The sequence below is a fragment of the Amycolatopsis sp. cmx-8-4 genome (assembly GCF_046548675.1).
In the GTDB taxonomy this organism is placed as follows: domain Bacteria; phylum Actinomycetota; class Actinomycetes; order Mycobacteriales; family Pseudonocardiaceae; genus Amycolatopsis.
Map to the genome: position 1 here is coordinate 80,216 of NZ_JAEBDZ010000015.1, position 15,623 is coordinate 95,838.

Annotated in this window: 15 protein-coding genes and 1 pseudogene; 9 read left to right on the forward strand and 7 right to left on the reverse strand. The window is 70.8% G+C overall.

The window, feature by feature from the left end; all coding sequences use genetic code 11:
- Positions 1-62: 62 nt before the first annotated feature.
- From ACLJQZ_RS29115 to corA, 4 genes and pseudogenes are all read right to left on the reverse strand, one after another.
- Positions 63-377: pseudogene (locus ACLJQZ_RS29115) on the reverse strand (helix-turn-helix domain-containing protein); the annotation flags it as partial.
- A gap of 114 nt (positions 378-491) precedes the next feature.
- The gene (locus tag ACLJQZ_RS29120) at positions 492-1,328 is read right to left on the reverse strand and encodes a chromosome partitioning protein ParB (protein WP_410623058.1); all 837 of its coding nucleotides are present in this window, start codon (positions 1,326-1,328) and stop codon (positions 492-494) included.
- Positions 1,325-1,975 (reverse strand): metallophosphoesterase family protein, encoded by a 651-nt coding sequence (locus tag ACLJQZ_RS29125; RefSeq protein ID WP_410623059.1) that lies wholly within the window; start codon positions 1,973-1,975, stop codon positions 1,325-1,327. The genes ACLJQZ_RS29120 and ACLJQZ_RS29125 overlap by 4 nt, the downstream gene beginning before the upstream one ends.
- 179 nt (positions 1,976-2,154) lie before the next feature.
- Complete coding sequence (gene corA, locus ACLJQZ_RS29130) at positions 2,155-3,243, reverse strand: magnesium/cobalt transporter CorA (protein ID WP_410623060.1); 1,089 nt, start codon at positions 3,241-3,243, stop codon at positions 2,155-2,157.
- 333 nt (positions 3,244-3,576) lie between these two features.
- Between corA and ACLJQZ_RS29135 the strand changes: the two genes are divergently transcribed.
- Together ACLJQZ_RS29135 and ACLJQZ_RS29140 are read left to right on the forward strand one after the other, a co-directional pair.
- Positions 3,577-4,080, forward strand: coding sequence for a MaoC family dehydratase (locus ACLJQZ_RS29135; RefSeq protein ID WP_328444858.1), 504 nt, complete (start codon positions 3,577-3,579; stop codon positions 4,078-4,080).
- Between the two features lie 7 nt (positions 4,081-4,087).
- Positions 4,088-5,194, forward strand: a complete 1,107-nt coding sequence (locus tag ACLJQZ_RS29140) for a DUF2332 domain-containing protein (protein ID WP_410623061.1) — start codon at positions 4,088-4,090, stop codon at positions 5,192-5,194.
- Between the two features lie 89 nt (positions 5,195-5,283).
- Here ACLJQZ_RS29140 and ACLJQZ_RS29145 read toward each other — a convergent pair whose 3' ends face one another.
- Complete coding sequence (locus ACLJQZ_RS29145; protein ID WP_410623062.1) at positions 5,284-5,697, reverse strand: NUDIX hydrolase; 414 nt, start codon at positions 5,695-5,697, stop codon at positions 5,284-5,286.
- Between the two features lie 195 nt (positions 5,698-5,892).
- Between ACLJQZ_RS29145 and ACLJQZ_RS29150 the strand changes: the two genes are divergently transcribed.
- From ACLJQZ_RS29150 to ACLJQZ_RS29180, 7 genes are all read left to right on the forward strand, one after another.
- Entirely contained in the window at positions 5,893-6,057 is a 165-nt protein-coding gene (locus ACLJQZ_RS29150; RefSeq protein ID WP_167379843.1) for a hypothetical protein, read from the forward strand.
- A gap of 20 nt (positions 6,058-6,077) precedes the next feature.
- The gene (locus ACLJQZ_RS29155) at positions 6,078-6,638 is read left to right on the forward strand and encodes a PH domain-containing protein (protein WP_247061076.1); all 561 of its coding nucleotides are present in this window, start codon (positions 6,078-6,080) and stop codon (positions 6,636-6,638) included.
- A gap of 48 nt (positions 6,639-6,686) precedes the next feature.
- On the forward strand, positions 6,687-7,550 hold the full coding sequence (locus ACLJQZ_RS29160; RefSeq protein WP_410623063.1) for a PHP domain-containing protein: 864 nt from the start codon (positions 6,687-6,689) through the stop codon (positions 7,548-7,550).
- 1 nt (position 7,551) lies between these two features.
- A complete protein-coding gene (locus ACLJQZ_RS29165) occupies positions 7,552-8,181 on the forward strand; it encodes a MarC family protein (protein ID WP_328444842.1) in 630 nt (209 codons plus the stop codon).
- Between the two features lie 128 nt (positions 8,182-8,309).
- Positions 8,310-10,796 (forward strand): alpha-L-rhamnosidase C-terminal domain-containing protein, encoded by a 2,487-nt coding sequence (locus tag ACLJQZ_RS29170; protein ID WP_410623064.1) that lies wholly within the window; start codon positions 8,310-8,312, stop codon positions 10,794-10,796.
- A gap of 162 nt (positions 10,797-10,958) precedes the next feature.
- Positions 10,959-11,810: a RecB family exonuclease gene (locus ACLJQZ_RS29175; RefSeq protein WP_410623169.1), complete on the forward strand. Its 852-nt coding sequence runs from the start codon at positions 10,959-10,961 to the stop codon at positions 11,808-11,810.
- 12 nt (positions 11,811-11,822) lie between these two features.
- Positions 11,823-12,308, forward strand: a complete 486-nt coding sequence (locus tag ACLJQZ_RS29180; protein ID WP_410623065.1) for a hypothetical protein — start codon at positions 11,823-11,825, stop codon at positions 12,306-12,308.
- A gap of 110 nt (positions 12,309-12,418) precedes the next feature.
- Here ACLJQZ_RS29180 and ACLJQZ_RS29185 read toward each other — a convergent pair whose 3' ends face one another.
- Both ACLJQZ_RS29185 and ACLJQZ_RS29190 read right to left on the reverse strand, forming a co-directional pair.
- Positions 12,419-13,762, reverse strand: a complete 1,344-nt coding sequence (locus tag ACLJQZ_RS29185) for a hypothetical protein (RefSeq protein ID WP_410623066.1) — start codon at positions 13,760-13,762, stop codon at positions 12,419-12,421.
- A 24-nt stretch (positions 13,763-13,786) separates the two neighbouring features.
- Positions 13,787-15,415 carry a DEAD/DEAH box helicase gene (locus ACLJQZ_RS29190; protein WP_410623170.1) on the reverse strand — a complete coding sequence of 543 codons (1,629 nt, stop codon included), beginning with the start codon at positions 15,413-15,415 and terminating at the stop codon, positions 13,787-13,789.
- Between the last annotated feature and the right edge of the window lie 208 nt (positions 15,416-15,623).

Here is a 15,623-nt window from a genome sequence, read left to right on the forward strand (position 1 = left end):
CCTGGAAGATGTCGTCGTCGTGATCGACGAAATCTCACCGCTCGAACGTGCTGCCGTTGCTTGCGCGGGCGAGTGGTGGCCGTCTCGACGATGACCGTGAGGTCAGCGTCGCTGATCCGGCGGGGACGGCCGCTCGCCCAGCGAGGGTCCAAGCAGGCCAGCCCCACGTCGTTGAACGCGTGGATCACATCCCGCACGGTGTCCTCGTCCGCGGCTACCAGGCGGGCGATCGCCGGCACCGTCGTGCCGGAGGCCGAGGCCATGATGATCAACGCCCGACGGACCCGGATCGACTCATGCTTACCCCACCTGACCAGGCGCAGCAGATAGTGGCCCTCGTTTTCGCTGAGGCGGCGGGCTCTGACAGGTCGGGACATGACACACCTTCGCTTCACCCCGACCCGGCACGATCAAGCCTGCTCCGCACCGCATCCGGAGTCACGCCCCCACCCGGCGTGTCACCAACCCGGTGAACGTTAATGGACACCGCACTAGCGCTTCGACCGCAGCTGTTCGATGACCTCGTCGTCCCACCGGTGCGTGCGGATCAGCCGGTACCGCTCCGCCGCCACCCACATGTACGCCTCGGCGTCCGTCCGGTCGCCCACCATCCCCGCCTGCCGCAGCATGGCCACCACCGGGACGTACTCCTCCTCGAACCAGCGCTGGGCCACGCTCGCCCGGTCGCAGAACTTGCCCTCGTCCTGCATCAGCCGGAACCCCCACGCCTCCACGTGCTCGCCCAGCTTCGCGTAGTCCCACGGGTCCGACACGATCACCGACGCCCGCGCGTGGCCCGTCAAGGGGACGCGCTCCAGGAACAACCTGCGGTAGTCCTTGACGATCAGGTCGCCGCGGTAGCGGATACCGCTCGGGTCGAGCTTGGTGCGGACCACCGTCACCGAGGCCTCTATTGTGGACAGTCCCTGCGCGTGGGCGACCGAGACCCGGTGGTGGCCGTCGATGATGAAGTGCAGCTCGCCGACCCGGTAGACCTCGATCGGCGGGATGTCCTCGCCGCGGCGGGCGGCCAGTGCCAGTCTTTCCCAGCGCTCGCGGACGCGGCCGGACGTCGGGCGGAAGCGGCGGTCGAAGTCGCGGCTGCGGTCGACCGTGCCGGCGATCGAGTCCAGCTTGATCACCCGCAGGCCGATCCGGCTCTCGCCGAGGTAGCCGAGCGCCTCCACCACCTCGTGGAACGGCAGCATGATGTTGACGTCGTCGGGCTCGCGGCGCAGCCACGTCGACAGCCGCGAAAGCACCTGCTGACGCCGGGCGCGGAGGAAGTCGCTTTCGGCGTCCGCGCGCGGGAATCCCGTTTCCTTCATGAGAACTCCATGATCCGGTGGCCCACCACGTTGCGGATCCGCGTGTCGCCGACGACCCGGTCGGGCACCGGCTCGCCGTGGGGGTGGATGTGGCCGTGCAGCAACCACTTCGGGCGGAGGCGGTCGATCGTTCTGTGCAGGCAGGAAAACCCGCGGTGCGGCGGGTCTTCGCGGTCGCCGAGGTCCAGCGGCGGCGAGTGCGTCAGTAGGACGTCGACGTCACGGCCGTCGCGCCGGCGCCGGGTCCGGGCGCGCCGCTCCAGCGCGCGGGACCGGCGCGCCTGCTGGCGTTGCGTCCACTGGTTCGGCCCGTCGTTGTAGCGGATCGACCCGCCGAGCCCGGCGAACCGGATCCCGGCGACGTCGACGACCCGGCCGTCGGCGTTGACGCCGCCCGCCGGGCCCGGCCAGACCGTCGGGAAACCGTCCTTCATGGACAGTCCGCCGTACCGCGTGTAGCCGGTCAGGTCCGGGTCGTGGTTGCCCGGCACGAACACGCACGGCGCGTCCAGGGCGCTGGCCAGGAAGGCCAGGTAGTCGTAGGGGAGGTCGCCGGCGCCGATGACGAGGTCGACGGGGCGGGTGCGGACCGCGTCGGTCCACAACCGCTCGTCCACCTCGTCCGCGACCACCAGCGCTTTCGGCACGCCCCCAGGGTACGACGCCGAGCGCTACTTCATGCCGTGCGCGAACCCGGGGTCGGCGACGATGACGAAGGTGATGACGAAGATCCAGAGGAGGCTGAGCGCGAGCGCCCAGGCCTTGAGGTTGGACAGCATGCGAGGCATCACGAATTCTCCGATTCCGGCGGAAAGAAAAAGGGGACCTAGAGCCAGCCGTTCTTCCGGAATATTCGGTACAGCAACAGGCAGATCGCCAGGATCACGGTGATCACCAGCGGGTACCCGAACTTCCAGTGCAGTTCGGGCAGGTAGTCGAAGTTCATGCCGTAGATGCCGGCGATCATCGTCGGCACGGTGATGATCGCCGCCCACGACGTGATCTTGCGCATGTCGGTGTTCTGCTGCAGCGAGATCTTCGCGACCGTCGCGTCGACCAGGGTGGACAGCAGCTCGTCGAACGCCGCGACGCGCTCGGACACGGTCGTGAGGTGGTCGGCGACGTCGCGGAAGTAGGAGCGCACCTCGTCCGGCACCAGCCGCGTGTAGCCCTCGGCCAGCCGCTGGACCGGCGTCGCCAGCGGCATCACCGCCCGGCGCAGCTCCAGGACCTCCCGCTTCATCAGGTAGATCTGCTCGGCGCTGACCAGCGAGCGCGGCGCGAAGACCTGCGCCTCCATCACGTCGATGTCGTTCTCGATCCGGCCCGTGACGTCGAGGTAGTGGTCGACGACGTGGTCGGCGATCGCGTGCACGACCGCGGCCGGGCCGAGCTGCAGCCGCTCCGGGTCGTCGTCCAGCTCACGGCGCAGCCGGGCCAGCCCGGAGTGGTTGCCGTGCCGGACGGTGATCACGAAGTCGCGGCCGAGGAACACCATCAGCTCGCCGGTCTCGACGATCTCGTTGGCCGTCGTCGGCGACTCGTGCTCGACGTACCGGACGGTCTTGACCACGAGGAACAGCGTGTCGTCGTAGCGCTCCAGCTTGGGCCGCTGGTGCGCTTCGAGCGCGTCCTCGACGGCCAGCTCATGCAGCCCGAACGTCTCCGCGATGCCCTGGATCTGGTCGGCGTCGGGCTCGTGCAGCCCGATCCAGACGAACCCCTCGTGGCGCTTGCGGACCTCTTTGATCGCCTCGATGTGCGTCCAGCGGCCGGGCAGGCGCATGCCGCCGACGTACACCGCGCAGTCCACGACGTACGCGGACAGCGGCACCGGGATCGGCCGGACGGGGACGCCTTTGGCCCGGTTGTTGCCGCGGCCGCGAAGGCCGCCGAGCGAGGGAATGGCAGGCATGAGGTCTCCTGGGCGTCGTGCGTGGTCGTGCGAGGACGACTGACCAGGCGGAACGGGGTCCGCCCGGCAACACCAGCGCTCCCGAAGCCGCGGGAAGACCTACCAGGAGATGAGCCGGCCGGCCGGTGAGGTGGGAACGCTGGGACTACTAGGGAGCGGACTATCGCCACTACTCATCGGGGTTCCTCACCTCCTTCGGGCCAGGCACGGACGTGTGACGTGGAGAGTGGTGGGGCTCGCGTTGACGAGCGAACACCAATGGTTGAGGGTACTCCTCACTACGGATGCGTGTCGTACCAGGCTCACGCGGTGTTACGCGGACAGGAGAGACGAGTGCAGTTCGGGCGGTACTACGAGGAGTTCGAGGTCGGTGCGGTCTACAAGCACTGGCCGGGCAAAACGGTCACCGAGTACGACGATCACCTGTTCTGCCTGATCACGATGAACCACCACCCGCTGCACCTCGACGCGCACTACGCCGGAGAGACGACCGACTTCGGCAAGAACGTCGTCGTCGGGAACTACGTCTACTCGCTGCTGCTGGGCATGTCCGTGCCGGACGTCTCGGGCAAGGCGATCGCGAACCTCGAGGTCGAGTCGCTGAAGCACGTCAAGCCGACCTTCCACGGCGACACCATCTACGGCGAGACCGAGGTGCTGGACAAGACGCCGTCGAAGTCCAAGGACGACCGCGGCGTCGTCTACGTGGAGACCCGCGGCTACAAGCAGGACGGCCTGATCGTGTGCACCTTCCGGCGGAAGGTCATGGTGCCGAAGCGCTCCTACGGGGAAGCCCGTGGCGGCGAGCAGCCGGGCCGGCCGACCCCGCACGAATGAGGCTCCGATGACGATCGAACTGGACCGCGTCAAGTCCACATTGCGCACGTTCGCGGAAGTCGAAGCGCGCGGCGTGTCCCCGTTGTACGACCACCTCGCGACGCAGGCGGCCGAGGACGACGACGTCGCGGGGCTGCTGACGGCCGCCCGCGACGGCGAAGCGCGCGCGACGCTGCTGATGGCGACCGCGCACCGGCTCGTCCAGGCCGACCCGATCCACCCCCTGTCGCGGTACTACCCGTCGCTGGGCGGCTTCGACGGCGTCGATTCCGAGACGTGGCCGCTGTTCCGGTCGTTCCTGCTGGAGCGGGCGGACAAGGCACGGGCGTTCATCTCGTCGCGCTACACCCAGACGAACGAGGTGCGCCGCGCCGCGCTGCTGTACCCGGCCGTGGCCCGGGCGGCGAAGGAAGCGGGCGGGAAGGTCGCGTTGCTGGAGGTCGGCTGCAGCGCCGGGCTGCTGCTCGGCCTCGACCGCTTCGGCTACCGCTACCAGTGCGACGGCGGCGAGCAGCTGACGGCGGGCCCGGCCAAGGCCGCGGTCGGGCTGCACTGCGCGCTCGACCTGGCGCCGGGCGCCGTGGCGCCCAAGCTGCCCAAGAAGCTCGCGGTGGTGGCGCGGGCCGGGCTGGACCGGTCGCCGGTCGACCTCTCCGACGAGGACGAGCTGGCCTGGCTGGAGGCGTGCGTCTGGGCCGACCAGCCGGACCGCATCCGGCTGCTGCGCACGGCGGCGGCCGAGCAGGCCAAGCACCGGCCGCCGCTGATCGCGGGTGACGGCGTCGACGACCTGGCCTCGGCGGCCGCGACGCTGCCCGCGGAGGCCCCGCTGGTGGTGCTGACGAGCCACGTCCTGGCGTACTTCACGGCCGAGCGGCGGGCGGTCTTCGTCGACGCCCTCGCCGCGCTGGCGGCCTCCCGGCCGCTGTGGTGGGTGTCGGAGGAGTTCTACGGCGCCGCGCTGGAGGGCGTCCTGCCCGGCCGGGCGGACTTGGCGGGCGCGGACGGCCTGGCGACGCTGGGCGTGGTCCGGTGGGCCGAGGGCAAGCCCGAGGCCCACGCGCTGGCCCGCACCGCGCCCCACGGCCAGCGGATGACCTGGCTCCCGGCGTAGCCCGGCGACGGACGGAGCGGTGCCCTGCGCGCCGGCTCGGCCGTCGGCGTAGATCGAACCGGCGGTTTTCGACCCCAACGCCGTCTTGCTCAGGCGCGCGGCAGGGCGTTCCAGCCACGCAGCGTCACATACAGGAGATCCACGAGCGCGCCGGCCGCCTCCATGTCCGAAAGGTCTGCCGCATCGGCCCAGCGGGCGTCCGTGGCGTCGTCACCCGCGGTGAGCGTGCCGCCCGCGATGCGGCAGGCGTAGTCGTGGATTTCGAACGGTTCGCGGGTCACGGTGCCGACCAGTGTGCCCGGAATCACGTCGAGGCCCGTTTCCTCCCACATCTCGCGGATCACGGCCGTTTCGTCTGATTCGCCCGGTTCGACTCGGCCGCCTGGCAGCGACCATTGGCCCGAACCGGGGTCGTTGGCCCGCCGGATGAGGAGTAATCGGCCCTGGTCGTCGTACGCGATCCCGCCGACGCAGCGGACGGTGGTGCCGGTGGAGCCCTTCATGTCCCGAAGGGTAGACGTGATCGAGGTGAAAACCGATGTCCTGTACACGGAGAGTAGCCATACGGTACACTCCGGACGGCGTGCTGACCCAAGCGCGGGACTTTCCTCCCTCGCGCCCCTTCAGTGCGGTACAACGTAAAAAGTCAGTTTTCTGCTGTTGTCCGGTGTCACCGTAAGAGACGGGATTTGATCGCGGTGAACGTGAAGAAGATTGCGGGCCTCGCCGGTATCGCGTTGGTGCTGTTCTTCGTCATTGCCCAGCCCGGTCAGGCCGCGGGCCTTGTCGGCAACATCGTCGACTTCCTGCGCAGCTCGGCCGAATCGGTGATCACCTTCGTCAGCAACGTGTTCAAGGGCTGATAGGGGGCTACCCTCGAACCATGTTCGCGCCACGCGACCCCGACGAGTACCTCCTCGACACCGAGCGGCGGGTCATCCGGATCCGCCGCCACTGGGCGGTGCTGCTGTGGGACACCTTCGAGGCGGCGGCTCTGCTCGCCATCTGCGTCCTGGTGTCCTACCTGCTGCCACCGGCGCTTTACATCGGCCAGAACCTCCTCTGGTACGTGGCGCTGATCGTGGTGCTGCGGTTCGCCTACGTGGTGATGGAGTGGTGGGTCGAGCGGCTGGTGGTCACCGACAAGCGGTTCGTCATGACCACCGGGGTGTTCACGACCAAGGTGCTGATGATGCCCATCAGCAAGGTCACCGACCTCAGTTACGTGCGCACGGCGACCGGCCGCATGATGGGCTACGGCACGATGGTGGTCGAGTCCGCCGGTCAGATCCAGGCGCTCAACAAGATCGACTTCCTGCCGCGGCCGGAGGAGTTCTACGACACGATCTCCGAGCTGGTCTTCGGCGACAAGCAGAAGCAGGCCGAGCGCTTCTCGATGATCAAGGCCCAGCGGGCCGCCCGGGGCAAGAAGCCCGTCGGCTGAGGCGTCCCGACGACGGTGTGACGTAGCGCATCGTCGACAATGGACCCGATGCGCATCGACCTGCACGCCCATTCCACCGCTTCCGACGGCACCGACACGCCGGCCGGCCTCGTCGCCGCGGCCGCGAGAGCCGGGCTCGACGTCGTCGCGATCACCGACCACGACACCACGGCGGGCTGGGCTCCGGCCACCGACGCCCTGCCACCGGGCCTGACGCTGGTGCCCGGCGCCGAGCTGTCGACCGTCTCGACCGACCCCGGGACCGGCCGCCAGATCAGCGTCCACCTGCTGGCCTACCTGTTCGACCCGGCCGCCGAGGCCGTCGTCACCGAGCAGACCCGGCTGCGGATCGAACGCCGCACCCGGCTGCGCAAGATGGCCGAGCGGATGGCCGCCGACGGCCTGCCCATCGACGCCGACGAGATCTTCGGCCTGCTGCCCGAGGACTCACCCGCCGGGCGCCCGCACCTCGCCCAGGCGCTGGTCCGCGCCGGGCTGGTCAAGAGCGTCGACGAGGCCTTCGCCGAGTACCTGAACAGCCGTCGCGGCTACTACGTCGCGCGCCGGGACACCCCGGTCGAAGACGCCATCGACATGATCGCCGCGGCCGGTGGGGTCACGGTCATCGCGCACCCCTTCGCGTTCAGCCGCGGCGCCACGATCAGCGAGGACACCCTCGCCGGCCTGGCCGCGCACGGGCTCACCGGCGTCGAGGCCGACCACCCGAACCACGACCCCGCCACGCGCGCCCGCACGCGGGAGCTCGCCGGCGAGCTCGGCCTGCTGGTCACCGGCTCGAGCGACTACCACGGCACGAACAAGACCATCGCCCTCGGCGAATGCACCACCGACCCCGGGCAGCTGGAGGAGCTCGTGGCGCGCGCGACCGGTTTCCAGGTCGTGAAGGGCTGAGATGGCGATCGCCGACTTCTTCGACGCCAAGCTCTTCATGAGCGCGACGATCACCCTCGTCGTCATCATGGACCCGCCCGGCACGGTGCCGGTGTTCCTCAGCCTGGTCGGCCGCAAGCCGCTCGCGACGCGGGCGCGGGCCGCCCGGCAGGCCGTCCTGGTGTCACTGCTCGTGATCAGCCTCTTCGCCGTCGCCGGCCAGGCGATCCTGGCCTACCTGGGCATCGGCATCCCGGCGCTGCAGGGCGCGGGCGGCCTGCTGCTCCTGCTCATCGCGCTGCAGCTGCTGACCGGCAACGGCCACGAGGCCGAAGCGGCCACCGAAGACGTCAACGTCGCCCTCGTGCCGCTCGGCACGCCGCTGCTGGCCGGGCCGGGCGCCATCGCCGCGACCATCGTGTTCGTCCGGCAGGCCGACGGCCACATCGGCGCGTACATCGCGCTGGCGCTGGCGATCGTGATGACGCACTTCATCATCTACATCTGCATGCGCTACTCCGGCGTCGTCATCCGGCTGATCAAGGAAAGCGGCATCACGCTGCTGGCCAAGGTGGCCGGCCTGCTGCTCGCGGCGATCGCCGTCGAGCTCGTCGCGAACTCGGTGCGCGGCTTCATCGCCGGCGGCAACTGACCCCCGCCACTCGGGTTGTCCTGCCGGACAGGATCCCGCCCGTGCGTTGACATCGTTGCCACGCCTCCCGCAGCCTGAATCTCAGCTCAGCGGTTGAAACGATTCAAACGTGCCTTGCGGAGGCCTCGATGAAGTGGCTCAGAGCAGTCCTGCCGGTCACGGTCCTGGTGGCGAGCGGCGTGGCCGCGGTGCCCGCCACGTCCGCCGTAGCGGCGCCGGGCTGGCAGAAGTACGTCGTCGCGCCCACGAGCCGGGACGTCCGGCCGGTGCGCGTGCTGTCCACCACCGGCGACGTCACCAACCCGAAGGGCCTGCTGGGGCAGGGCGTCGCGACGCTGAAGCGCCAGGCGCCCCCGCCGAAGCCGGCCTGGCCGGGCGGGACGACGGCGGCCGCGTCGTCGTTCCACGCGCCCAACAACGGCGGCAACGGCCAGCCGCGCACGTACGGCCCCGGCAACGCGGTCGACGGCAACACCGACACGTTCTGGAACGACGACACGCTGGGCGCCTACCCGGACGTCCTGACGATCACCTCGGGCGCGGCGGTCGCGCTCCCCGGCGTCACCGTGCTGTCCAGTGTGGACGGTGTGCCGCAGGACTTCACGGTCGACGTGCTGGACGGCGGCGCGTGGCGCACCGCGGCCACGGTCACCGGCAACACCGCCGTGCAGCGCGCGGTGGCGTTCGACCGCGCGGTGACGACCACGCAGGTCCGGATCACCGTGACGAAGGACCAGGCCACGCCGTCGGGCGAGTTCAGCCGGGTCACCGAGGTCTGGCCGGGGCTGGTCGCCGATCCGCCGACGCCGGTCGCGGTGCTCGACTTCGGCAAGGTCGTCTCGGGCTACCCGAAGATCTCCTTCGCGGGCGCGTCGGCGAACCACCCCGGCATCCGCGTGTCGACCTCGGAAACCCAGCAGTACCTGGGCGAACGCTCCGACTTCAGCCGGTCGGACTTCTCGAACGGGCCGGGCAGCGACCAGATCGCCGTGCCCGCGGCGCCGTCCGTCTGGCGTGACGCGACGGGCTGCCAGAGCGGCACGCAGGTGTGCGCGGACGGCCTGCGCGGCTTCCGCTACCTGCGGATCAGCCTCGACGCGCTCGCGTCGGACGCGCCGCTCACGCAGCCGTCCGGCGAGGTGCGGATCAACGGCGTCTCGCTCGACTTCACGCCGTTCCTCGGCACGCCGGACACCTACCGCGGCTGGTTCGAGTCGTCCGACGAAGACCTGAACCGCTACTGGTACAACGCTTCCTACACCAACGAGCTGGGCATGGACACGTTCCGAGCGTCCGATGTGGACCCCCGCGGCGCGTTCTCGCCGTCGCTCGACGGGAAGGTCGTGCTGCACGACGGCGCGAAGCGCGACCGGGACCCGTACGTCGGCGACGTCGCGATCTCCGGGCTGACCGAGTACCTGACGCACCAGGACGGCACGGCGGCGCGCAACGTGCTCGCCGACCTGGCCGACCACCAGCGCGCGGACGGCTGGATCCCGCCCGCGTCGATCAACGGCTACACGCTCCCGCTGTTCGACTACCCGCTCTGGTGGGTCACCGCGAGCTGGGACTACGTGCTCTACACGGGCGACACCGCGTACGCGTCTTCGTACTACGCGAAGCTCGTGAAGACGCTCGACGCGTGGTACCCGTCGGTCACCGACGCGCACGGGTTGCTGTCGAAGGGCCTCAACGGCACCAGCGGCTACGGTGACTACGCGTTCCTCCCGCGCACCGGCGAAGTGACGTACTACAACGCGTTGTACGTCCGCGCGCTTCAAGGCGCGGCCGGAATGGCCCGCGCGACGGGGCACGCCGCCGACGCCGATCGGTGGCTGTCGCGAGCTTCCGGCGTCGCGGCCGCGGTGAACCAGTACCTGTGGGACCCGGCGGCGGGGGCGTACCTCGACTCGGCGACCGGCGCGGTGCGCCACGGCCAGGACGGCAACAGCCAGGCGATCGTCGCCGGGATCGCGTCGCCGGCGCGGTCTTCGTCCTCGCTGGCCCGGCTGGCGGCCGGGGCGCTGCCGTACGGGAACCCGTTCATGGACAACGACACGCTGGTTTCGGACGGCACGAAGCGCGTGTACGCGTTCACGTCGTACCCGGAGCTGGTGGCGCGGTTCCAGACCGGGCAGGCGGCGTCCGCGATCGACCAGATCAAGCGGATGTACGGCTGGATGACCAGCCACGACCCGGGTATCACGGACTGGGAGGGCATCGGCGACGGCGGTTCGCACTACGAGCAGGGCTACACGTCGGCCGCGCACGGCTGGTCCACCGGCGTCGTCCCGGCGCTGACGAACGAGCTGCTGGGCGTCTCGCCGACGTCACCCGGCTTCGCGACGTGGCAGGTTTCGCCGAAGCCGGGCTCGGTCGCGTGGGCGCGCGGAGCGGTGCCGACGCCGAAGGGCGCGTTGTCGGCTTCGTGGGGCCAGCAGGGTTCGGTGTTCTCCCTGACGGTGACGGCGCCGCGCGGGACGTCCGGCTCGCTGGCGGTGCCGTCCGGTCGCGTGGTGCTGCTCGACGGCCGCGTCGTCCGCACGGCCGCGGTGAACGGCACGGTGACGGTGGCCGCGACCGGCGGCACCCACACGGTGCTGGTGGTGCGGTAGGTGGTGCGGTAGGAAAAGCCGTGAAGGCCTCCTTACCGGCTCTTATGGCCGGGTAGGAGGCCTTCACGGCTTTGCGCGCTGGTGCGGGCGCGGCGGCCGGTGCGGGTCCGGCGCGGAAAGTGTCGGTGGTGGTGCGTAGCGTGGGGAACCGTGAAGGAGCAGATGGGCTTCGATTTCGGTGTCGCGCAACCGGTGCGGCTGACGAAGGTGTCGCCGGCACGGCTGGCCACCTTCGACGACTGCCCGCGCCGGTACCGGCTCGCGTACCTGCAGCGGCCGACGCCGCAGCGCACCGGGCCGTGGGCGCACAGCACGCTCGGCGCGGTGGTGCACAACGCGTTGCGGGCGCTGTTCGACCTGCCGGTGCTCAAGCGCGTGCCGCAGAAGGCCGTCGCGCTCGTCGCCGAGTACTGGAAGGACGCCGGGTTCGAGGACGCCGAGCAGGCCGCGCGCTACCGGGCGCGAGCCAAGGGCTGGGTGGCGGAGTACGTCGAGGACAACGACGTCACGCACGACCCGGTCGGGCTCGAGCGCTGGGTGTCGGCGCCGGTCAACTCGGAGCCGGGGGAGCGGCCGTCGATGATCATCGAGGGCCGCGCGGACCGCATCGACCAGCGTGACGGCGAACTGGTGGTCGTCGACTACAAAACGGGCCGCCGCGCGCCGGACGAGTACGAGGCGCGGGCGTCGCAGGCACTGGCGCTGTACGCGGTGGCGTCGGCGCGCACGCTGCGGACCCCGTGCACCACGGTCGAGCTGCACCACCTCCCGAGCGGCACGATCGCCGCGGCCGAGCACACGCCCGAGAGCCTGCGCCGGCACCTGCAACGCGCCGAAGAGACCGCCGGGGACCTGAGGCTGGCCACGGATACCCTGAACGCGGGCGGCGACGAGGACGTGTTGTTCCCACCCCGCCCCGACCGGCGCTGCGCTTGGTGCGACTTCAGGCCGAGCTGCGCTGTGGGCCGGGAAACGGCCCCGCAGATGCAGCCGTGGGACCTGCTCGCGCCCTGAACAGGAGAGAAAGTGGCCTCACCGGACACCGAGGAACTGGCGACGGTCCCGCTGCCGACCCCGCGGCCGGACGACAGAACGACGCCCCACCCGGTCATCGCGGACCCGGCGGCGCCGTCACCTGACGCGCCGGCCGAGGCCGACGCGCCGGAGGGCGGTGAGGCTGACGCCACCTCACCGGAGACCGTCGAGCAAGCCGCGGCCGAAGCGGCGAAACCCGCGAAGCCGGGCGGCCGCTGGTGGCGCGGCTTCACCGGCTCACTGGCCGCGGGCCTCACGGTCCTGGCCGTCGGCGTGCTCGTGGTCGCGGGAGCCTGCCTGTACACCGACGCTCCCGGCCCCGGCCCGGTGCTGCTGATCGGTCACCCCGTCGCCGCGGTGCTGGCGTTGCTGGCCCAGCGGGTCGCAGACCGCCGCAACGGCCTTCCCGCCGCCGGCGCGGGGATCGCCGTGGTCCTGTTCGTGGTCTCCGCCCTGACCCTCTTCTGGCTCACCTGACGAACCCGGAACTCGCGTGATCAGACCCGGAACTCGCGTGATTGAAGCCGGAACTCGCGAGTTCCGGCTTCAATCACGCTGATCACGTGCTGAATCACGCGGGATACGGGTTACTTCAGGGCGGTGAGGGTGTCGCCGCGTTCTTCCAGCAGGACGGGCCCGGCCGTGCCCAGGCGGACTGGGCCCGCGTAGCCGCGGCGGTCGACGCCCACCGTGCGGATCGTGGAGCCGTCGTTCTCGTTCAGCACCGCCAAGCCGCCCTTGATGGGGACCACCAGCTGCCCGGCGAACGTCACGCCGGGGCCCATCGCGCTGCCCAGCGTCCAGCGCGGGGACAGGTCGTCGCGGGAGAGGGCCAGCACCTTCGAGCCGCTGAACCAGTAGACGTTCGCCGCGGTCTGGGACGTCTGCTCGACGCCGCCCTGCGGGTCCGCGGCCAGGTCGGCCGGCGGGACGTCCAGGGGGTACGCCGCGCGCTGGGAGCCGTCGCCGTTGTAGATCACCAGGAGCTTCTGGTCCGGCAGGACCACCGCCGTCAGGTCGCCCGACATCGCGATCACGCGCGCCCGCTTGCCCGCCAGCACCGAGCTGAACGCCATCTGGGGCTCGTCGTCCTTCTCCGGCGCCGCCTTGTAGACGCTCAAGCGGTCCGCCGGGTCGCCCGGGCAGCGCTCGATGACGCCGACCTTGCCCGACGCCGCCGCGACCGTGCCGTACGTGCAGCCGGTGCGCGGCTGCTTGCCCGCGTTGACCAGCGCCGGGACCTGGCCGTACTCGGCGCTCTGCACCAGGTCGTCGCGCCAGGTGTCGAGCAGCTTCTTGCCGGTGGTGGTCACGTGCGAGCCGTCGCTGACCAGCCGGGTGCCCAGCTCGGCGTTGCCGTTGCGCTGGGCGGTGATCCGGCCGGTGCCCGGGTCGAGCTGCGTGACCTCGCTGCAGTTCTCGGTCTTGTGGTAGACGGCGTTGACCCGCCCCCACGTCTCGTTGAGCGTGCACAACGGCAGGTCACGCGTGTAGTGCCAGCGGATCTGCCCGGTCAGCGGGTCGCGGGCGGCGACCTCGCCGCCGTCCGCCGTGACGACGGCGTCGCCGCTGGCCACCGGGACCGGCGTCGCGCCGCTGCGGGCGCTCCAGATCTCGGCCAGCGAACCGGGCACCGTGTTCGGCGCCGCGGGCAGCGGCGACGGCGGGTCGGCCTCGGTCCGGTCGGTGCCTTCGCTGTCGCTGGTCGCGCCGATGACCAGCGCGACCGCGACGACGACCACCGCGATCACCGCGGCGAGCACCCGGTCCCGGCCGCGATTCCACGGCGAACGACGGGCCTTGACCCGCGGCGCGGGCGGAGCAGGTTCGACGTCGTCGAGGACGTCCTCGGAGCCCAGAGCGGCGGCTTCCGAAGGCTGCTCCGGTTCTTCCTCGGGCACGGAAGAAGCAGCCTTGTCCTCGTCGCTCACGTACCTGCTCCCCGCGCTAAAGCCTCAGTCTGCCGACGCAGGTGTATCAGAAGTCGCGGCCGGGCGGCGACGGCGGCGCCGTCGAGCCGGGCGTTCGGCGTTCTCGCCGGACTCCTTCTCCACCGGGCCGGCCGTCTCCGGGGCGGTGCCGCGGGTGCGACGCCGGGTCCGGGTGCGGCCTTCGGCAGTGGCCTCGCCGGGCTCCGAGCCTGAGCCCGAACCGGACGTGGCCGCGGTGTCGGTGGCCTCGCTCGTCTCGTCCGCCCGCGCGGCACCGCGGGTCCGCTTGCGCGGGGTGCGGTTGCGCTTGGGCGGCGCGTCCTCCGAAGACGACGACGGCGACTCGGGGCCGCCGGCGGAGGTGTTGCCACGGCCCTGGGCCTGGCCACGGCCACGGCGCTTGCCGCCCAGGTCCTCTTCCACCTCGGCCGACAGGCCCGCACGGGTGCGGTTGGCGAGCGGTAGCCGCCCGGTCTTGCCCGCCGGGATGCCCAGGTCCTCGAACAGGTGCTTCGACGACGAGTACGTCTCGACCGGCTCCGGCTTGTCGAGGCCGAGGGTGTCCGAGATGAGCTTCCAGCGCGGCATCTCGTCCCAGTCGACGAGCGTGACGGCGACACCGGTGCGGCCAGCGCGGCCGGTGCGGCCGATGCGGTGGACGTAGGTCTTCTCGTCGTCCGGGCACTGGTAGTTGATCACGTGCGTGACGTCGTCGATGTCGATGCCGCGGGCGGCGACGTCGGTCGCGACCAGCACGTCGACCTTGCCGGAGCGGAACGCGCGCAGGGCCTGCTCGCGGGCGCCCTGGCCCAGGTCACCGTGCACGGCGGCGGCCGCGAAGCCGCGCTCGACCAGGTCGTCGGCCACCTTCTGCGCGGTGCGCTTGGTGCGGCTGAAGATCATCGTGAGGCCGCGGTCGGCCGCCTGCAGGATCCGGGCGATGACCTCGGGCTTGTCCATCGAGTGCGCCCGGTAGACGAACTGGGTGGTGCGCTCGTGGATCGCGCTCGCGTCGTTCTCCTCGGCGCGGATGTGCGTCGGCTGGTTCAGGAACGTGCGGGCCAGCGTGATGATCGGCCCCGGCATGGTGGCCGAGAACAGCATCGTCTGGCGCTTGTCCGGGACCATCCGCAGGATGCGCTCGATGTCGGGCAGGAAGCCCAGGTCGAGCATCTCGTCGGCCTCGTCGAGCACCAGCCCGCGGACCTTGCCGAGCACCAGGTGCTTCTGCTCGGCCAGGTCGAGGAGCCGGCCCGGGGTGCCGATCACGACGTCGATGCCCTTGCGGAGCGCCTCGATCTGCGGCTCGTACGGGCGGCCGCCGTAGATGGCCAGGGTGCGGATGCCGAGGTGCTTGCCGGCGCCCTTGAGGTCGTTGGCGACCTGGATGCACAGCTCGCGGGTCGGCACCACGACCAGCACCTGCGGGGTGCCGTCGCCCGGCACCTCCACGCGGTGCAGCAGCGGGACGCCGAAGCCCAGGGTCTTGCCCATGCCGGTGCGGGCCTGGCCGATGAGGTCGTCGCCGGCCATCGCCAGCGGCAGCGTGAGCTCCTGGATCGCGAAGGTCCGCTCGATGCCGACTTCGGCGAGTGCTTTGATGATCTCCGGCTTGACGCCGAAGGACGCGAAGGTCGGGGCCTCGGGCTCCACCTCGACGCCCGCCTGCAGCGGGTGCGACGTGTCGAGCGCGGCCGGGCCGGTCTCGCTGTGTTCCAGCGCGACGGCGGGGGAGTTCTGTTCGGTTGTGGGATTTTCTGCGGTCAGGGTGATCGCCTCTCTCGTGACCAGCGCGCACAACCCTGAGTCCCGTTTCGACACTCGACCGGGAGTAAACCCTGGTCCCCAGCGCTGAAGTGAA